16 protein-coding genes are annotated in these 18,481 nt (G+C 68.5%); 8 read left to right on the plus strand and 8 right to left on the minus strand.

The window, feature by feature from the left end:
- The first annotated feature begins 283 nt into the window (after positions 1 to 283).
- A complete protein-coding gene (locus ACZ518_RS37950; protein ID WP_469117588.1) occupies positions 284 to 2,353 on the plus strand; it encodes a Shedu anti-phage system protein SduA domain-containing protein in 2,070 nt (689 codons plus the stop codon).
- A 294-nt stretch (positions 2,354 to 2,647) separates the two neighbouring features.
- Here the strand turns inward: ACZ518_RS37950 and ACZ518_RS37955 are convergent, their stop codons facing one another.
- The gene (locus ACZ518_RS37955) at positions 2,648 to 3,637 is read right to left on the minus strand and encodes an ATP-dependent DNA ligase (protein ID WP_469117624.1); all 990 of its coding nucleotides are present in this window, start codon (positions 3,635 to 3,637) and stop codon (positions 2,648 to 2,650) included.
- Between the two features lie 145 nt (positions 3,638 to 3,782).
- On the opposite strand from ACZ518_RS37955, the gene ACZ518_RS37960 reads away from it, so the two are divergent.
- From ACZ518_RS37960 to ACZ518_RS37970, 3 genes are all read left to right on the plus strand, one after another.
- On the plus strand, positions 3,783 to 5,618 hold the full coding sequence (locus ACZ518_RS37960; RefSeq protein ID WP_469117589.1) for an IclR family transcriptional regulator domain-containing protein: 1,836 nt from the start codon (positions 3,783 to 3,785) through the stop codon (positions 5,616 to 5,618).
- A gap of 827 nt (positions 5,619 to 6,445) precedes the next feature.
- Complete coding sequence (locus tag ACZ518_RS37965) at positions 6,446 to 6,790, plus strand: DUF6233 domain-containing protein (protein WP_469117590.1); 345 nt, start codon at positions 6,446 to 6,448, stop codon at positions 6,788 to 6,790.
- A 23-nt stretch (positions 6,791 to 6,813) separates the two neighbouring features.
- Positions 6,814 to 7,041, plus strand: a complete 228-nt coding sequence (locus ACZ518_RS37970) for a hypothetical protein (RefSeq protein ID WP_469117591.1) — start codon at positions 6,814 to 6,816, stop codon at positions 7,039 to 7,041.
- Positions 7,042 to 7,132: 91 nt separating this feature from the next.
- On the opposite strand, the gene ACZ518_RS37975 is transcribed toward ACZ518_RS37970, so the two are convergent.
- The 7 genes from ACZ518_RS37975 to tpg form a co-directional block, all read right to left on the minus strand.
- Complete coding sequence (locus ACZ518_RS37975) at positions 7,133 to 9,355, minus strand: hypothetical protein (RefSeq protein WP_469117592.1); 2,223 nt, start codon at positions 9,353 to 9,355, stop codon at positions 7,133 to 7,135.
- The gene (locus ACZ518_RS37980; protein ID WP_469117593.1) at positions 9,355 to 10,422 is read right to left on the minus strand and encodes a hypothetical protein; all 1,068 of its coding nucleotides are present in this window, start codon (positions 10,420 to 10,422) and stop codon (positions 9,355 to 9,357) included. The genes ACZ518_RS37975 and ACZ518_RS37980 overlap by 1 nt, the downstream gene beginning before the upstream one ends.
- 65 nt (positions 10,423 to 10,487) lie before the next feature.
- Complete coding sequence (locus tag ACZ518_RS37985) at positions 10,488 to 11,798, minus strand: energy-coupling factor transporter transmembrane component T family protein (RefSeq protein ID WP_469117594.1); 1,311 nt, start codon at positions 11,796 to 11,798, stop codon at positions 10,488 to 10,490.
- Between the two features lie 6 nt (positions 11,799 to 11,804).
- Positions 11,805 to 12,104, minus strand: coding sequence for a hypothetical protein (locus ACZ518_RS37990; RefSeq protein ID WP_469117595.1), 300 nt, complete (start codon positions 12,102 to 12,104; stop codon positions 11,805 to 11,807).
- Positions 12,105 to 13,112, minus strand: a complete 1,008-nt coding sequence (locus tag ACZ518_RS37995) for a C40 family peptidase (protein ID WP_469117596.1) — start codon at positions 13,110 to 13,112, stop codon at positions 12,105 to 12,107.
- 154 nt (positions 13,113 to 13,266) lie between these two features.
- Positions 13,267 to 14,883, minus strand: coding sequence for an FtsK/SpoIIIE domain-containing protein (locus ACZ518_RS38000; RefSeq protein WP_469117597.1), 1,617 nt, complete (start codon positions 14,881 to 14,883; stop codon positions 13,267 to 13,269).
- A 713-nt stretch (positions 14,884 to 15,596) separates the two neighbouring features.
- Positions 15,597 to 16,154, minus strand: coding sequence for a telomere-protecting terminal protein Tpg (tpg, locus tag ACZ518_RS38005; RefSeq protein WP_469117598.1), 558 nt, complete (start codon positions 16,152 to 16,154; stop codon positions 15,597 to 15,599).
- Between the two features lie 165 nt (positions 16,155 to 16,319).
- Between tpg and ACZ518_RS38010 the strand changes: the two genes are divergently transcribed.
- The 4 genes from ACZ518_RS38010 (at position 16,320) to ACZ518_RS38025 (ending at position 18,475) form a co-directional block, all read left to right on the plus strand.
- A complete protein-coding gene (locus ACZ518_RS38010) occupies positions 16,320 to 16,850 on the plus strand; it encodes a P-loop NTPase family protein (protein ID WP_469117599.1) in 531 nt (176 codons plus the stop codon).
- Between the two features lie 3 nt (positions 16,851 to 16,853).
- On the plus strand, positions 16,854 to 17,003 hold the full coding sequence (locus ACZ518_RS38015; RefSeq protein WP_469117600.1) for a hypothetical protein: 150 nt from the start codon (positions 16,854 to 16,856) through the stop codon (positions 17,001 to 17,003).
- A 157-nt stretch (positions 17,004 to 17,160) separates the two neighbouring features.
- Positions 17,161 to 17,925: a hypothetical protein gene (locus ACZ518_RS38020; RefSeq protein WP_469117601.1), complete on the plus strand. Its 765-nt coding sequence runs from the start codon at positions 17,161 to 17,163 to the stop codon at positions 17,923 to 17,925.
- A 181-nt stretch (positions 17,926 to 18,106) separates the two neighbouring features.
- Entirely contained in the window at positions 18,107 to 18,475 is a 369-nt protein-coding gene (locus ACZ518_RS38025) for a hypothetical protein (protein WP_469117602.1), read from the plus strand.
- Positions 18,476 to 18,481: the final 6 nt, after the last annotated feature.

Here is an 18,481-nt window from a genome sequence, read left to right on the forward strand (position 1 = left end):
TCTACACGGACTCCCGCCCACGACCAGCACGAGTACCCCGCGGACCGGTCACACCAGCCCTTTGACCTGCTACTTCAAGTTGGCGAAGGCTCACTCTGTGGAGTCCACTGAGTGGAGTGGCGCCCACCGGGTGGAGCCCACGCGATGGACTCCAACCGCTCGGTATCGGGCGGTCCACTCGGTGGACGGGCCCACGGCCCCGCAGCCGGGGTGGCAGCGTGATCGACTAGGTGAAAGTCGCAATTGTCCGGCGCCCTGCTGCCTAACCGTCCACCCTGGACGCATGACTTCGACAGATCCCGCCAGAGCGAACGAGCCGCCGACCATCACAGCGGTGACACGACGTGACATCTTCACGTACCTGCGCGGGATATCGCGCCCCTGGTGGGGCAAAATGGACGAGGTTACGTTCCTGGAGGGCCTCTACGACCTGGACCGAACTCCAGTCGGTGACAGTCAGCTTCCGACTGTCCGCGCCGATATCCAGCAGCACCGGTTCAACAACGATGACCTGCCTGACGACTGGATCTTCGAGGACTCCCGCTTGGAGCTCTCCGACGGGCCGGACGAGGTACTGCTCAGCTTTCTGGCACGGGTGGTCCACCCTGAAGTGGCGGCTGACGTCGAGGAGGCCACAAAACACGTCGAGGAACTGAACCTGCTTCTGGCACCGGACGGATGGAATCTGCGTGCGCACGAGTTCCTCTCGGGCCGCCCCCTGTATGAGCCGGTACGAGTTCCGCCTAGTGGCCCGTTGGTCCCGCTGCCGCTGGAGGACGAGGACACGGGCAAGCTCGACCTGGTCCTCGGCCAGACCTTCAGCCTCCTGGACTGCGCTGGCGAGGAAACCGCACGCGACCTGCTTCGCACCGCGGTCCTGACCCTCCGTCGTGACGGCGGCTTCTTCCATCCCATACCTGGTGACAATTGGACGGATGCCACCTACGAGGCGGTCCTGACGGTGGAGCGCGAGCTTCTGCCCACCTGTACCCCGGAGGCGAAGGAGTTGGTCTGGCAGACGCTGCAGTCTGTGCTCATCCAGCTCGGGCGCATCGACGTCCAGGACCTCGTTATCGAAGGCGACACCCGCCCGCTGCCCAGCATCCCACCGGACTGGCGGACCCAAGCCGCAGTGCCCGCCACCCCCACCGTTCGAGGCATCCGGCTCCCTTTCTCCACTACCGAGTTCGATGTCACTCGCAGGAACTTCACCGACCTAGAGATCCGCGGTTCGCAAGACAGCAGCGGGTTCCACTACCTCTACGACACCCGCGCCAGCCGGATGATCACCGACTTTGTCCTCGACGACCGTCCGCAGGTAGCGACCCTGTGCAACGTCACCATCATCAAAAAGGGCGACACCTTCACGCCGAGGATCAAGCTCTGGAAGAAGGACAAGAAGAAGGCGGGGGAAGTCTCCACCACGCAGACAGTGCCTGAGACCGGGACCACGCGGGCCGTCAAGGCGCTCGTCGACACCGGGGACGTCCACGAGAACTTCTGGAAGGTCATCAACTTCCTCCAGGGCTGCACCGGCCTGAGCACACCCGGCAGTTCCCTCCAGCTCGTGGCCGGCGACGAGGCCCAACTGGCCCAGCTGCTGACCGGCCAGGACCGGACGATGGTTCTCGGTGCGGTCAGGACAGCCATCGGCGGCGGGCTCACAGAAGAAGACATCCGGTTGATCAGCAACCGCAAGGAACAGCTCCAGAGGTTCGAGCGGCTGCTGACCGATCCGGACTACTTCCAGCAGGAAGAGAGCCTGGCAACGACACGCGGACCGGAGGCGGTCTGGCAGGCCTTTTTCGAGGCGAACCAGTGGATCTTCGGCTACGGCCTCAACCTCATCGCCTGCGAGTCCATCAACGACGGCAAACTAGAACGCATCACCACCGGCGCCAACATCTTCGGCGGAGCCGGGAAACGCATCGACGCCATCATGCGGTCCAAGGGCCTGATCAGCAGCATGCTCTTCTGCGAGATCAAGACCCACGACACCGAACTGCTCTCTATGACCCCATACCGCGCGGGCGTCTACCAGGCATCCAGGGAACTCGGCGGCGGCGTGGCGCAGGTGCAGAAGACGGCTAGCAAGGCCCAACAGCTCATCTCCAGCCAGCTCCTCACCCGGATCTACGAGGAAGACGGCACCCCGACAGACATCGAACTGTCCACCACCCGCCCGCGACAAGTCGTGGTGATCGGGAGCCTGCGCGAGTTCACCCACAACGGCGCCGTGAACCCGGAGAAGATGAGCTCCTTCGAGCTGTACCGGACATCCATCCAGGACGTCGAGGTAATCACGTTCGACGAACTCTACGAGCGGGCCTGCTTCATCGTCGAGGATCACTGAGGCGGACAGCTGCCATGGCGCCCGCCGACACTGCCGCTCCCCGTGTCGGAGTGTTACGGGCCCACGGGGGACGTCCCTGCTTCACGGAAATGTTGCCAGGGCCACTCACAAGTGAACAAAAGGCCGTCTGCTGATCACCCAACAGCCGATCTTCCACGCCAACAGGCCCCGGACGCGAATGCTCCCAAGGTCGTTAGTTCAGAGAAGGCGTACAGCACGTCATCTGGCGCCGCATTGGCACCCACGACATCCTCGCCAGCCCCTGACGGCATCGGAGTTGGTGGGCACGGCCAATCACCCGCTGGCGGGCTCGGCGGCCGCGCCGAAGGGCGGGACGTCCGCGACGGCGACGTCCAGCCGGAGCCGGGCGAAGCGCACCGGGTGCCGCCACGCCCCGCGCTCCAGTGCCGTGTCCACCATGATCTCGGCGACCAGCTCCGGTTCGACCAGCACGACGTCGAGCGGCGTCCGCGACCCCCAGGAGGTCGTGAACCGCACGCCTTCCCAGGGATGTCCAGGCCCGGCTGGTGTCAGCCGGTCGGCGAGCTCGCGCGCGGCGTCCGGCCGCAGCGGCGTACTGCGGCCGACCGGCCGGAGCGCCCCGGCCGCGTCGAGGCGGCCCAGCACGTGCGTCTGCGGCCGGCGCACAGTCCCGGTGATGGCGCCGACCACCGCCTCGGTGGAGTCCCGGCGGCGCACCTTGTAGAGCGCACGGGCTCCCGGCAAGTACCGCTGACCGCTCCCCCGGATCACCAGTCCTTCGACGCCGGGCACCTGCGTCCAGGACGTCAGCCACTCCTGCGCCGTCGCCAGGTCGGTCGTCTCCGGGCAGAGCGTCCACGGGGCACTCAGCTTGTGGTCGGCGAACAGCTGCTCCAGCTGCGCGCGCCGCTCGCCGTACGGGACGTGCAGAAGCTCCTGGCCGTCGATCTGGAGGACGTCGAAGGCGATGAAGTGCGCCGGTGCCTCTCCAGCGAGGCGGGCGGCGGTGCGGCCGCTGGAGACCGCGCGCCGCTGGAGCGCCTCGAACGACATCTTCTCCCCGGCCCACACGACCAGCTCGCCGTCGAGGACCAGGCCGTCGGGCAGGTCCGTGGCAGCGGCCACGAGGTCAGGGAAGCGGCTCTGCAGGAGGCTGCCGCGGCGGGACTGCACCAGCAGCGGTCCGGGCGCCGGCCACGGGGTGTAGACGATCGCCCGGTAGCCGTCGAACTTGGGCTGGAACCGAAGCTCCCCGGGCAGCGCGCCCGGCGCGGGCACCGTGTCGCGGGCCTGCGCCAGCATCGGTTCCACCGGCGGCCGAAGGACCATACGTCCGGTCTACGGGCTGCCCGGTGCCCCCGCGACCCGGCAGGGCCAGCGGTGTCGCGGGCGTCATCATGTGATCAGCGCGCACGACCTTGCGCGGTCACATCTCGTTGGGCGGGACATGAAGCTGACGACCAAGCCGGGCAACGTGGAGGCGCTGGCCGAGGAGGCCGTCGTCGCGGTGTGCGCGCTCGCCGACGCCGCCGGACCCGAGCGGTGGAATGCCAGCGCCGTAGAGGATGCGGCCACGGCGCTGGAGGTGCTCGCCGGGGCGCTGTCCGAGCTCAGCCCGGAGGCCGCCGAGCTCCTGGAGGTCGTCCCGGCCGCCGTCGCCGCGCTCCGCGAATGCGTCGAGCACGCCCCGGCCGCAGCCGGGGTGACCCGCCGTGCCGACGCCGCGGCGGACACGGCGGTGCTGAGCACCGGCCTGCGGCGGGCGCTCACCGCCCACAGCCTCACCGGGCACCGGGTCCACCAGCTCGGCCCCCGCCCTACTGACCGTCACCCTGGATTCTACCCGACGCTGCGCCGGCCGCTCGCGCAGACCGATTCCTCCCAGAGCCGTGCCCAGGCCGCGGACCACTACTTCACCGTGCCTGGTGGTCCCGAGCGGTTCGCGGTGCCCCCTCGGGTGATGCTCCAGCTTCAGGACGAAGCCGAGACGCGGGGGCATGCCGAGGTTGTTCTCTCCCCCGCCCTGGCTCTGGTCTTCAACCCCGCCATCCCCGGATCCCTGCCCCGGCCCCCGTCCCCGGCCGGTGGAGAACGCCGACATCGAGGAGAACAAGTCCGAGGCCGGGGCAGCCGATGGCGAAGTCCGGCGCGTCAGGGCGGTACGCAGGGAGACGGTGACCGCCAACAACACCGGAGCCGACCCGCTGCACCAGGCGCAGCTGGCCCAGACCGTGGTCGAGTTCCTCGAGAAGCATCCGCTGGGCGCCGAGAGCGCCCGTATCTCCCAGGCTACGGGGATCACCTGCGACCGGCTCACACCGATGCTGGCGAGGAGTTCGCGCTCGCCGTTGCTGCGGACATCTACGTGCCGGGGCCGGCCCTCGACCGGCTCGCTTCCCCCGGCGGCATCCGCCAGCAGCTCAACCACACCCTCACGCTGGCACGCGACACCCTCGGAGCCGCCGTCTACTACTCCCGCTATGTCGACGGTGAAGTCCAGATCACGCAGATGGCCGACGGTCCCATCGCCCCCGGCGTGAACGAGTGGGTGGACTTCCGGGCCGCGGCCCACGCCAGCGCGGTCGGCAAGTGCCTCCTCAAGCAGCTTCCGCCCGCCGAACTCGCCGACCACCTCGACCGGCACCATCCGGCGCGCCTGACCCGGCGCACCATCACCAAGGCCCGCCACCTCATCGACACCCTCGACCGCATCGCACCGTGGGAGCTCGTCTACGACCTGCGCGAGTACGCCAACAAAGTGGTCTGTGGCGCAGTGCCCGCCAGCACCAGCACCGAGATCGGCACCCTCGCCCTGTCTCTCCCGCTGGCCAGCGCACGCCGACTCAGGGCCGCCACGGCCGAACTCACCCGCAAGGCCGTCCCCGTCCTCCTCGCGCTGCTGATCTCCAACACCCTCCCCTCCCCCGACACCGAGAACACCTCGGCGCCGGCCAAGCCAACCACCAGCACCATCACCCCCGCGGGCCTCCAGCAGCTCCGCGCGGTCTTCCGCACCCCCCTGGACACCGCCCAGGCCGTCCAGGCCGCAGCCCTCACCACCCCTGGCCCCCACCTGGCCACCGACAGCACCAGCGCCTCCCCCTACCTCTTCGAAGCGCCCGCCGAGACCTCCCCCACCGCCTCCCGGCAACTCACGCTCCCCCACACCTACATCCCCAGCCCGACCGCGACCTCCTTCAACGCCAGGCCCCACCCCACCTGGCAGGGCCACAGCCAACCCGACCGCCTCAACATCTTCCGCAGCAACCCTCACCCCGCCTGACCCTCGCGAACGCACCGGCACGGGTTCGCCCCGGCGGGGCCTTCGCCGCGGTACCCCCGCGCGGGCCGCCCTGGGAGGGCGGCCCGGCGTGCCTGTGCGTCAGCCGCGCCCGCGCCGGCCCCGGCTTCGGCGGAGCGAACGGGCGGCGTCTACCGCCACGGCCAGAACCTCCACTGCCTGCGCCCACTCTGGCGCCCACGCCGACACCGCAGCCTGTACTGCCTGGACGGTCACCTCCTCGGCCAGCCGGGCCACCAGGCGGCGGCCGGCCGAAGGACGGCGGCGCGGGGCCGGCTCCCCGGAATGCCAGGCCGGCTCCGGTCCGGACTCCCCGCGGGCCCGCTCCTCAAATCCTGACGTGCTCATGACAGATCACTCCTTGCGTGAAAGCGCGGATCACGCCTCCGGCTGGAGGCGTGATCCGCACTTTGGAGTGCCGAGGGGTTAGCCCCGCAAGTCTTACGAAACCGCAGGTCAACGCATGGATTGGTCCGGCTCGAGCGCGCGCTACACGATCGCTCCCTTAGCCCCGCAACCCTCCCCGATGTGACCTGCGACACGTCCGCGCGGGTGAGAGGGGTCGCGCCGCACTCGCCTCAGAATTCGAACATGAGATCTAATAGGAGTGACGCCCTCCGCACCCCCAGGGAGCCCCCGGTGACCACCCCCGCCCCCACCCCCAGCCGCCCCAGACCAGCAACCTGGGCACCCAGCCAGGCAGGCCCCTGCGCCCGCTGCCACCAGACCTGCGCGCGCTACGGCGCCCCGGCCAACCCCCTGTGCGAGACCTGCCGCGAGCAGCGACGGGCGCAGTACGGAAACTGATCATGGTCCCGCAACACCCCCTCGGCAGCCCCCGACTCGACATGCTGCGCTTCCTCGAACGCGTCCAGGTCCAGGACCTCCAGCGCACCCGCGACTGGATAGCAACCGAGGAACAGATCCTCGCCGCCGAGGGCGAGCGGCGCCCGGCGCCGCCGCCCCCGGAATGGCTGATCGAGCACGGGATCGGCACCGGCCGGCCCGCCGTGCGGGTGCACGTCGGCGGCTGCTGGGACACCCGTACCCGCTGCAAGGCGGCGTCGGCCGACGCCGCGCGGCGGGCCCTTGCCGAGGGGATCTCCGCTTGCCTGCACTGCCGCCCGGACACCGCCCTCGGAGTGCTGGAGTGACCGGCTACCGGCACCGTGGAGGGATGAGCCCCGACCTGCGCGTCATCGTCTACCCGCCCGATGCCCAGGGCGGGCGCCGTGTCCGCGTTGACGGCGAGATCCTCGGCCGCGCCCTCGGCGAAGCGGACATCTTCGAGTTTCTGCGCCGGGCTGGCCTCGACCCCGATGACGTCGACCTGAACGACGCGGTGCTGATCGAGTGGCGCGGCGGCGGGCCGGACGTCTGGGCGCCGGACTCTGGCGAGGAGTGAAGCCTGCGGCCGACGGGCCCGGCGTGCCGAACGACGTCGGCCCGTACCCCCTTGTCTGGGGGTACGGGCCGGCGGGCGGTGGAGCGGGGCCTCAGTTGCGTGGGAGCTGCACGCCGGTCTTGGCGTCGTAGGCGGCGCCGGAGGGGGAGAACCGGATCGTGCGGAGAGTCCCTCTGGTCCCTTCCGTCCAGCTCTTCCCCCCGATCTCTACTTGCACCGTCACGTCTGCCAGGCGATCACTGACCGGCAGGTCGAGCTGCGGCGGCTTCGTGTACCGGTCGTCTTTCCGGGCGCTGAACACGCTCTTCCCGGAGGCCTCCAGACGCAGGTATCGCGCGTTCGGCTGGAACGGCGCGCTCAGCTCGATGATGACGTGGTCACCATCCTTGCCCCAGCGGGCGATCACGTCCGCGTCCACCTCGTCGGCTACCACGCTCGCGCCGGCCTTGCCCTTGTAGGCCGCCGCCTTGGCGGCCGCTTCCCGCTCCCGCTTGTCGTCCTCCGACTTCTGCCAGACACCGGCGACGGCCAGGGCCAGGACGGCGACCACGGCCACCGCGGGCCAGGTACGGCGCCGCGGCCGCGCGGGCTGCTCGTGCGGGGCCGGCGCGGGAGCGGCGGCGGGCAGGACGCTACCGGGGTGCCGGGAACCCTGGTCTGCTCCTGCGGTCACATCCACGTCCCTGTCCCACCAGTTGACCTCTTTACCCATGCGGGTGACCGTAGCGCGCAGCTGGGCGGCCGTGTCCGTGCTACCGCCGAGATCGGCGACCACTGCCCTGGTGGAAAGCCAGGAAATGGCCTGATCACTGTTGATGCCGTACGCCCTGATGTCCTCCCGCTCGCCGATCACAGCGAGTTCGGCGGCCTCGCTGAACCGGCCCTCCCGCGCGGCCCGCACGACGGCGGCATGCCGCTGGTCGACCGGGCTGGACGGGACATCCTCGTCGTCACCGGCCGGGCCCGGAGCGGGCGCCTTCATCAGGTAGTCCCCCAGGGCGTAGCGGGTCTCCTCCTCCGCCTCTTGCTCCTCCGCCTCGGCGCCGGCCTCGGCTTCCTGCTCCTCCGGCTCCGCCTCTTCCGCCTCCTCCGCCTCGGTCTCGTCTTCCTCTTCTTCGTCCAGGTCCGTCTCGGCCTGGTCTAGGTGCTGCTGTGCCTGCCGGCGCCGGGCGGAGGTATCGGTCAGCCGGGCCTCCTCCTGGTCAATCAGCGTCTCCACGATGTCGACGTAGGACGGGCCGACCTTCCACACCGCCTGTCCGGGGGCAAGGTTGGGGATCTCGGCGACGGCCCAGTCGGGCAGGCCGAGCAGCGCCCCGACTATGCCGGCCTCTTCAGCGTTCAGGCGTCCGACGTGGGCGACTTCGCACAGCCGTGCCAGATCCTGCGCGCGGCCGGTGCCGAGGTCGGAGAGCGTGTGCATGAAGACGTCGAGGCTCAGGCCGGCCTTCCGGGAGTTCTTGAGCAGCCGCTGAATCAGCTCGGATGTGGCCGGGGAGAGGAGGATCTGCCAGGCCTCTTCAAGTACGAGGTGCCGGTGCACGGCGGTCGAGCTCGGCAGCCACACGTGCTCGGCCCAGCAGGACACCGCGGCCATCAGGCTCGGAATCGCCGGGCTGTTCCGGTCCAGCCGCGAGAAGTCGAACGAGATGACGGGCAGGTCGGTGGGGGGCAGGGCCGCGTCCTGCGCGTCGAACAGGCCCCTCAGGCTTCCTTCCGTGTAGCGGGACAGAGCTATCGCCACGTCCTCGCCCCACGTCGCCAGCCGTGCTGCGGGCCACCGGCCGTCTTCCGGGTGCACCAGGACATCGACCAGGCCGCCCAGCGACACCGCCTTGGGGTGGTTGAGGGCGTGCTGTAGGGCATGGGTGGACTGGGGGGTGAGGGCTGCGGGCTCCACTGCGGCGATCAGGGAGCGGATCAGCTGCTCGCGTACTTCCGGTGGCAGCAGGGCTGAGCACGGGTTGAGCGTGAAGTCCCCGGCGGCGATGACTCTTCCGCCGAGGGAGTTGGTGAGCGCGCTCCACTCTCCGGCGTTGTCCTCGCCGAAGCTGTCGATGATCACTGCCTGGTGCTGGTGGTGCAGGATTTCGCGGCGGATCCGGATCTTGCCTGTGGTGCTCTTGCCGCTGCCGAGGCCGCCCAGGGCAAGGGAGTTGGTGGAGGGCAGTACTGCGGCGTCGGCCAGGACGGGTGAAAGGTTGAAGCGCCGTCCGTCCAGCAGGGACCGGCCGATCGGGATCCCACGGAAGTGCGCGTTCGAGGTGACGAGCGGGACCGTGATCGCGGCGTGGCTGGTGGGCAGTCTGAGCATCAGAGGATCGCGCCTTTCCGGGTGGCGCCTCCGTGGGGCGTGGTCATCACATGGGCGCGGTGCTGCTGGCCCGTCAGCCAGTCGAGCTGGATGCGGTGACGGTCGGCGAGGAGTTCGGTCTGCCACCGCGCGTCGGCGATGCCCTCGGGGCTGTCGGCCCACACCGTGAGGAACGCATCGATGTCGACCAGGGCGGCGCCTTGGACGATCGCGCCGCGCCGGCTGTCGCTGGCCGCGGCCTGCGACTCCAGCTTGATCCGGTCGGCGGTGAACGCCTCGGAGGCGGCTTGCTGCCACTTCGCGGAGCGGCGTGACTGCCCTGCGGGCAAGGGCCGGTAGAGGACGGACATCGACCTCTCGGTTTCGTGGCCCAGCAGCAGCCGCGGCATCAAGTCTCCGCCGGCTTCATCGGGCCAGCCGGTGATCCGGGCCGTGCTGGCGTAGTGCCCCTCCCCCAGCGCAACCCAGCCGGGTCCCCGCTCGACCACGGCGGGGACCGGCTCCGGCTCCATCAGGGTCAGCGACCCCAGCGCCGCGAACTCGCCCTCAAGGGTGTCCAGGACGCGTTCGCCCGCCACCCCGCGGGGAACGTGCACGGTGATCGTCTGGGTGTGCGCGGTGTGGTCGCTGATGGCAGCGTGGTGGGTGACGTGGACCTGAATGCCCGCCGTGCGCGCCTGCGCCCCGGCGAACGTCAGCGCCCGGGAGAACGCTTCATGGAAGTCGGCGCGGCGCTGCGGGTCCTGCATGGTGCCGTGCTCGGGGTACAGCGCCCACGTCTCGGTCGATCCGGGCCGGTCGGTCATCGAGGCCGGCGCGGACCGCTCGACCAGACGCCGGTAGCCGACCGCGGCCCACCGGCCGATCGAGCGGGGCCCCGGCGAGAAGTTGATCACCGCTGCGGCCGCGCCCACCGCGGCGAACGCGGAGAGGGGCGGTGGGGCGATCAGCGCTGACATCAGGACGGCGCCCCCGGCCCCGGCAACCACCTTGGTCAGCGCGGACTCTGCGGGGCTGAGTCCGCGCTGCACGCCGGGCAGACGGTAGCCGGGAGTCAGGGAGTACAACGCGTCCTCCTAAGGGCGCGGCCGCGGCAGCCGCGGCAGTTCGGGGCGGGACTGTGTGCCGGCCGCTACGGCCGGCCCCCGCCAGAGTTCGAGTTCGGGGTGGGGTTGGCTGAGGCGGCGGCCGCCCGCGCACGGCGGCGGGCCTCCAGCAGCTGCTGGGCGCGCGGGGCTTCCGTCTGCGCCTTGTCGACCGCGGATCCGGTGGTCAGTCGGCCCGCGCGTTTCTGCTGCCTGATCCCGTACGCGGCAAGGAGCACTCCGCGGTCCTGGTGCACGGCCCTGCCCGGCGTGTCCACCGCCCGCGGCTGACGCGGGACGTTCTCGTGCTCGTACACGTCGGGACTGCCGGCGCGGACCACGGCCCGCGCGAGCGGGTTGGTGGTGCGGCTCTCGACGTAGCCGCGGACGGCCCCTGCGACACGGGGCCCGAAGTAGGGCAGGCCGTGGAAGATCATCCGCAGCATGAGGACGTCGCCGACCACCAGCAGCGCGGCGTCCATCACGAGAGACCCCGCCGCCAGCTTCACGAACGGCGAGACGATGATCAAGGCGAACGGGCAGAACATCAGCCCCAGCAGCCGCAGCGCCCAGGTCTTCACGGCCGAGGTGTCGCCACCGCGAGCCAGCGAGGCGAGTACGAGCGGCGCCATGCACACGAACGCGAGGATGCCGAGGCTGCGGCACATGAAGACGATCGTTGCGAAGCCGAGCGCCACGACCAGCGCCGCGGTAATGATCAAGATCGCCAAGGGGTTGCCGGAGTCGGACGCCTTGTTGAGGTCTTCCCGAACGGCGCCGAACAAGGTCGTCGAGCTGCTGCCGAACATCGCCGTAAAAGCGCTGCTGGTGGCCTGCGTCAGCAGCACCACAACACCCGGTACCGAGGCCATGCCGGCTACGGCCGCGAGCGTCCACCCTGCCGAGGCGCCCATCTGACGCAGTCGGGGCATGCCCTGCCACGCGGTCAAACCACACACCGCGATCACGCATACGAAAATCGCGACCGCCATATGCTGCCCGAGCCACAGGAACTGGCCGTAAAGCCAGTCGTCAGCCGTTTTCGGCGCAAGAGAATCCTCGGGCGCGAGAAGCCCCTCAATATTCCGGATCAGATAGTCGGCAAGGTCTTTGACGTGATGGGCTGCGCCGCCTGTCAGGCTGTTTTCACCTACACCACCCCCGCTCTCCGAGCCCCCCGGAATACCGCGATCGCCATAGCAGTACGACTTAACCTGCTCGTCCAACAGAGCACAGGGGTCGTTTGGCCCGCCGCGCTCAATGGGGGGAAGAGTCTTGCCTTCGGCCGCCCCGCGCAGGCAATCCTCTTTCAGCGGGCCAATTACCCCTTCGCACGGGTCCTTATCCGGCTCCGGCATGACTCATCATCCGTTCTTGGGGGCCGATGTCGGGGGCTTGGGTGCGTTGGTCACGGTTCCGAAAAGGGTGCTTCCGTACAGCGCGAGGATTACGGCTACGAAAAGCGTGCCGATCGCCATCGACCCTTTCCGGAGAGCGATCTTGGGGTCATTCGGGAGTGTAAAAAGCATCCGGACCGCGATAATCGCGATCACAGCCGCAACACCTTTGGTAACGAGCCCACCGCCGGTCATTCCGATGGTGTCGAAGAAGTCTCTGAAACCTTCAGACATGTCGACGGGGGCCGCCAGGATGTAATTACGCACTTAGATCTCCTTCTTCTTTGATGGCGTGGGCCGTGCAGCCCCGTAGAAATCCGGCATTGAGGTGATGGGCGAGTAGCGGACATTCACGCCCGGGCGGGGTGCTTCAATCATGTGCCCGCCGCCGATATAGATACCAACGTGATGAATACTTTCCGGACTACTTCCGTAGAATACGAGGTCCCCCACTCGGAGTTCCTCGCGTTTCACCGGCTCCGAGGCGGCATACTGTTCCGCCGCCGTACGAGGCAGGAATATCCCTGCTTTCGCGTAGGCGTAGAGCACCAGTCCCGAACAGTCGAATCCGACGGTACTCGCGCCACTGCTTCCATTAGGAGAGCAACAGGATCCGGTGCTGGGGCCGTTCGCGTCTCCTCCGCCCCACGAGTACGGCATCCCGATTTGACGGCCTGCCGTGTTGACGGCAATTGCAGCCAGCTGCGGAGTCAGGACACCCCCACCCCCGACGGGTTTACTCGCCAGGGCATTGATGGACTTGACGTACCCCTCGGTCTCACCGTTTACAGGAACCCCACCGGCTTTTACGACGGCGTATGATCCGGCGTTGTAGGCGGCGAGCATGTTGCTCTGCCTGTCACCCGGAACATCCTTTACTTCCTGAGCAACCTTGCAGAGGTATTTCGCCGAGGAGGGAATCGCATCCTCGGGGTCCCAGACATTGCGCTTACCATCCCCATTGCCATCAATACCGTCACTTTCCCAGGTGGACGGCATGAACTGGGCGATACCCTGGGCACCCGCGTGAGATTCCGCGTCGGGCTTGAATTCCGATTCCGTCTGGAGCAGTGCGCCCAGAATATCGGGGCTGAGTTCGGGGCAGCTATTCCCCCATTTCTCCACCAGTCCCCGGTACTGGCCCGGCACAGAAACCGACAGGCCCATCCCCAGGGCCTTACCCGCCGGCGTATCGCCCGCGGCCTGGACGAACGCACCCACGATGACGAGCGCGGTCGCCCCGGCGCCGAGCCCCGCTACAGCAGCAGATCTCACGACATCCCCCCTTCTCGACGTTTTCCCAGGTCAGCACCGCCATACTGACCGCCATGCCCACCGCCGGAGCACCGCCACCCCACCGGCACAGCAGCACAGCGGACGCGGGTGCGTGGCGGTGGCATGGCGGTGCTGATGGCGGTGGGCATGGCGGTCAGGAGCCGGCGGCCTCGGCAGCCACAAGGTCCGCCAGGTGATAGCCCCTGCCCTGCCCGAGCTTTCCGGCGGGAACTCCCATGAGCCGACTCACCTGCTTTCCCCGTTCCGTCGGATTCTGTTCCGTGACACCCACAAGTTCGGCCAGAACGGGCGTGGTGATGAAGTCAATACCCTTGGCACGCATTGCCACAATGGCTTTTCGACGCGGTGATTCCGGCTGGTTTTCAGCCACCTCGCCTCGCAGGGCGTAGACCTCGTCCACAACCTCCCAGATGAACGCATCCGGGAACGCGAAACCGCGAAGGAGGGTGGACACCCCGTTGGCGAAAAGCACCGCCTGCCCCTTGATGGAGGAGTCGAGCAGCGCCGGGTGAATGGGCGCCACCGTGTCAAAATAGGAGTCCCCGAGAGCGACTTTCGCCCCGCCCTCCGACGCCACATACAGGCACATGCGGTAGAGAAACTGATCCCGGACCTTGACGGGGATTGCCTCTTTCGCCGGGCGCTGCGTCAGCATGATGGTGGAAATCTTGGATTCCAGGGACTTCGCAACCAGCTGCCGCGACTTGTCTTCCACACGGCGCACCTGATTCTGCGAATCCTTGGTGCCGTTGTCGGTATAGAAGTCCGCAGCTTCGTCCACGATGAAAAAGACGCGCCGGAGCGTCGGTTCAGGCTTCCTGTTCCGGACGGCTTCCTGGAGCTTGGTATAGCGGCGATCTACGCGGGAGAGGAGATCGTCCAGCATGGATTCCATAACGTCTGGCTGGTCGGATGCTTCATAGCGGACTGCGAGCTTTTCGAAATTAGTGAGTCCGCACAGCTTGCCGTCCAGCAAGTACAGATCGAAATCACTGCCGTAGGCAATCAGCAGACACGTGATGATTCCGTTGACGAGGGTGGTTTTACCCATCTGCGTCATACCGGCGATCAGCATGCTGGCTTTGTCGAAGGTGGGCACTCCGGTCAGCGCCCCGGTGACATCGTGGCCGAACGGGATGCCGGGGTACGCGCGGATCTCTGCGCGGGTCGGCGGTGCGAATGTCCGGCTGAACGGCGGCTGGTCGAGTTTCAGCAGCCGCACTTCCCTCTCGGTCTTCCGGGATGACTCCAGCTTCAGGTGCAGCCGTGTGACGCCGAGCATGGAGGCGACGGGGCCGAGGCGTCCGGCAAGGTCCTTATGGGTGCGGCCCTTGGGCATCAGGAATGTGTATTCCATTCCGGTACCCGGGAAATCCCGGGTATGGACGTCGGTCAGCGGGATTACCTCGTCGCGGCCGATCGCCCCGGTGCGCACCAGGGCCTCGGTCAGTTCCGGATGCGTCACCACCGCGGATTCGGCGACTTCTGGCACAGCAGCCTGCGCCGGCGCCGCCGCCGGGGCCTGCTCGGGGGTCCGGGTCCACAGTCGGATAACGGTGGTCTTGACCCACCAGGCCGCATAACCGATCGCAACCAGGACGGCGACGGTGAGGATGACGGTGACCGGCCAGGACAGGCCCAGCTTCGCTTTGATGACCATCAGGCCGCCCAGGACCATGCCCAGGACGCCGATCGCGCCGGCCGCGTGGGCGTAGACGTCCTCGGATTCGTCCTGCTTCTTTCTACCCATATCCCCCCCTGCTTTTGGATCAAGATGGTAGCCCGAACTTGCATTTTTTACCGGGGAGTTATCGGGGCCCTTGTCTCTGTCCTGCGGGCCGGCCCGCAGTCCCCTTCGCGGACGTCAACGCCCTCCCGCCCCCGCGGCGGCAGATACGGGTCCGTCAGCGGGCCGGAATCGCATCCGGGTCGCCGTCGCCCCAGCCCCAGTCCCCGCCGTCGTGCCCATCCGGGCCGTGGCCGGACTCTTCCTCGCACTGCCACCACTCCCCCTCGGGGTCGGCGAACAAAGGCCGTGCAGGTGCTGGGGTCCGGCTCCGGCGGCGGCGCCAGCAGACCCACCGCGGCAAGAACCGCAACGAGCGCCTCCGCCTGCACATCGGAACCCACCCCGTGCGGCGAGAGGACGGCGGAGGCCGCGTGGTGCGCGGCGTCGTACTGCTCACTGGTCAAGATCGTGCGGGACATGGCTCTCTCCTCGGGTCGACGCGGTACGTACGGACAGGCAAAGGCCGGCGCGGGAAGCAGAGCGGCGGCGCCCAGCAGCCAGCCTTGCGGTGTCCGGCAGCGGAACACACCTATCTGACGGCTAGTCAGTCTCGCCGGGGAATTCGCGGAAAGCCCCCGGTGAGCCGTTCTGGAAAACAGGCTCGGGAACCTCTGCGTAACGGCCCGATTTCCCGCCCGGATTCGCCCCTACCGAACCTCTGGAGACAGGCGAGATCACAGGCTCACCTCGATGTAGTCAATGTCCGTGAACTCCACCAGCAGCTGCTGCGCACGGGCTCCCCCGTCGCGGAAATAGACCTCCTGGAGCCCCTCGGCGGCGATCCGCTGTAGGGCGGCCTCGGAGGCCCCGGCGTCCTGAGCAGCCAGCAGCCGGCCCGCGTACTCCGGCGGCAGGTGCTGCGTGACCCGCCGCATCCGCCCGTCATCCGTGGTCCCCGGAGCCGCAGTGAACCCGAACCGCGCCCGGGTCTCGATGACCAGGCCGGTCTGCCGCGCAGCCCGCTCCCGGGCCCGCTTGCGCACCAGAGGCTGCCACCGGCGCCGCACTTCGCGCTCCATCCGGCCGGCAAGGTCAGGCTTCGGGCGCTTGATCTGATCCCGCAGGTACCGCTCCACCGTGCGCTGCGCAATGCCCAGCAGCCCGGCAACGGCCTTGGTCGAGCCGCGGTGCTGCTTGACGAGGTAGCGCATCTGCGCACCCGCCGACTTGGGGATAGGACGCGTGAACACCGCCTCCGCAGCCCGGTCCAGACTCTCCCCAACGATCCCCACGCCCGCTCCTCACTCCCTGCCCGGGGAACAGTCTCGCGTGCGCCACCGACAAGCCCTCATCAGGGGCTCCGCCCCCGGGGAGGAGAGGGCCGAGCAGCTGGAGCTGGAGCTGGACCATGCCCGGCACATGTCGTGGAGCCCCCCGGACTGGCTAGGGTGGCAGGCATGCTGATCGCCAGTCTCAAGCCCCGCACCATGGGCGGCACAACGAACACGGGACTTTTGACCTACGCCCTGTCCAGGGCTGGATATCCGGTCACCTGCTACGACGCAGACGAGTCTCTACAGCTGGCCGCGTGGGCGCGGGACGTGAACGACTTCCCGTGCCAGGTCCACGAAGCGGACGCCCCCGCGTTCGCCGAGACGATCTATCCGCAGATGGACCACGACCGGGTCAACGTCGTGGACGCCGGGCACGCGGAGAACCACCCGGACATCGTGGACTCGGTCTTGGAAGTAGCCGACCTCGTCATCGTGACCGTGTCCCCAACGAAGCCCGACTACGACCGGCTGACCCGGCCCGAGCGCGGCACACCGCTTGCGAAGGTGATCCGCCGCTCAGCCGCCCTCCGCGACAGCGGCGCACCCCCCACCACCGTGGTACTGCTCAACCGGTGCCAAGCCGGCTCCAACAGTCCGAAGCGGTACGCCGACCTGCTGACCAACGGCGGCGAGGACGGCGCCCTGCACCGGTAGAACGTGCTCTCCTCGCGGATCCCCCGGCGGGAGTCCATCGCCTCCGCCATCGGGTTCCCGTGCGACAAGCCCGAGCGCCGAGCCCCCTACGACGCCCTCGTAACCGAACTCCAGCACCTGGGCCACCTGCCCAAGCAGGGAGGGGCGCTGTGAGCGGCGACGTCGCGCGCCGGGACCGTCCCGCGCGTTCGTCCCCGAGCTGATCCCCGAACCCGTCGACCTCGACCGCGCCGGCCCCCTCGACCCGCGGGAGCAGCGCGACCTGGACCGCATCCACGAAGCCCGCGACCACGCCGGTACCGCGAAGTGGATGCGGGGCAAGGCCCTGGAGGCTGCGTTCCGGCGCCGCCTGTACCAGGGCGAGGACGGCGAACAGACGCGGGAGCAGTACCTGGACGCCGAATGGGACGGCATGAGCGAGTCGGCCGCCTACCTGGAGATCAGGGAATGGCGTCTGGCCCAGCAGATCGCCGAGGCGTACGGGCGGCCGGTGGCGGACTCCCACGTCCGCGCGCTGGTCGACGTCGAAGACAAGCACGGGCACACCCCCGTGGCCGCCGCCTACATCGAGCTGCGCCAGTACGGCACCGCCACGGGCCAGCGGGTAACCGGGCCCGTGGTCGAGAACCTCGCGCAGTACCTCGCGGCCAAGACCCTGCCCAGCGGGGCCACCCTGGAGCTGCCCGGTGACGCGGGCCCGCCGGCGGAAGACCTGGGCGGCCTCTTCGCCTCCCAGCAGCTGCCCGGCCCCCAGCGCCGCAAAGCCGCGGCCGCCACCGCAAAGGAACAGGACTGGACGATGTCCAAGGGCCAGATTGCCCGCCCGAGCGCCTGGATCGCGGCGGAGGCCAAGCAGTACGGCAAGCCCTCCGCCGAAGTCACAGACCTCCTGTTGGAGACGCTTGCCAACACCACGGAGCCCGGCCTCGCCCGTGGGCGTGAACGCGCTTCGGGGGTCATTCCAAAATTTTGGAATGACCCCCGAAGGCCGTTACTAACCGGCCAGCGACACGCTACGGCGGTGCCCCCTCCCTGCGGGCGGATTCTAGGGATCACCGCAACACGTGATCGCTGACGTGTACTGGCGAGCAGTGTAGGCAGCGGCTCGGCTGGGAGTTCCCGGCCGCGCCACTGCTGCAGCGTCGGCGGGACGGTTGCTGCCGTTTCAGCGGGCCCGGAGGGTTGAACAGCTCCCGGAAGGTCACTGCCTGGCCCCGTTGCTCTGCCCTGCATACGCAGGACCAGAATGAGACCTCATGGATGACGGATCGGACTGGTCGGCGGACAAACTGACGGCGCTCCGCCTCGGCAGGAGGCTGGTTGCGGAGGTCTCGGCATCACGGCCAGATCGCCGCGCATTCGTGGACATCCGCCCCACGCAGAGCGAGCACGATGCCCAGGCGCGTGACGAGGGATGGGTTCGCTGCGACGTCGAACGCAGCTTCCGGCTTGAGCACTGGGAGTACGACCGCGAACGCATCGATGGATTCGACTACGACATCGGCGCAGTCCTCATCGAGTCCGCTGACGCCACCGATGAGTCCGAGCTGATCACCCTGCTCAGCACATGGGACATCCGGCCCCGTCACTTTGTCTATCCCTGGGACAGTGACGATCCCAGGTAGCCACGG

It is taken from the genome of Streptomyces sp. NPDC033966 (assembly GCF_055575955.1).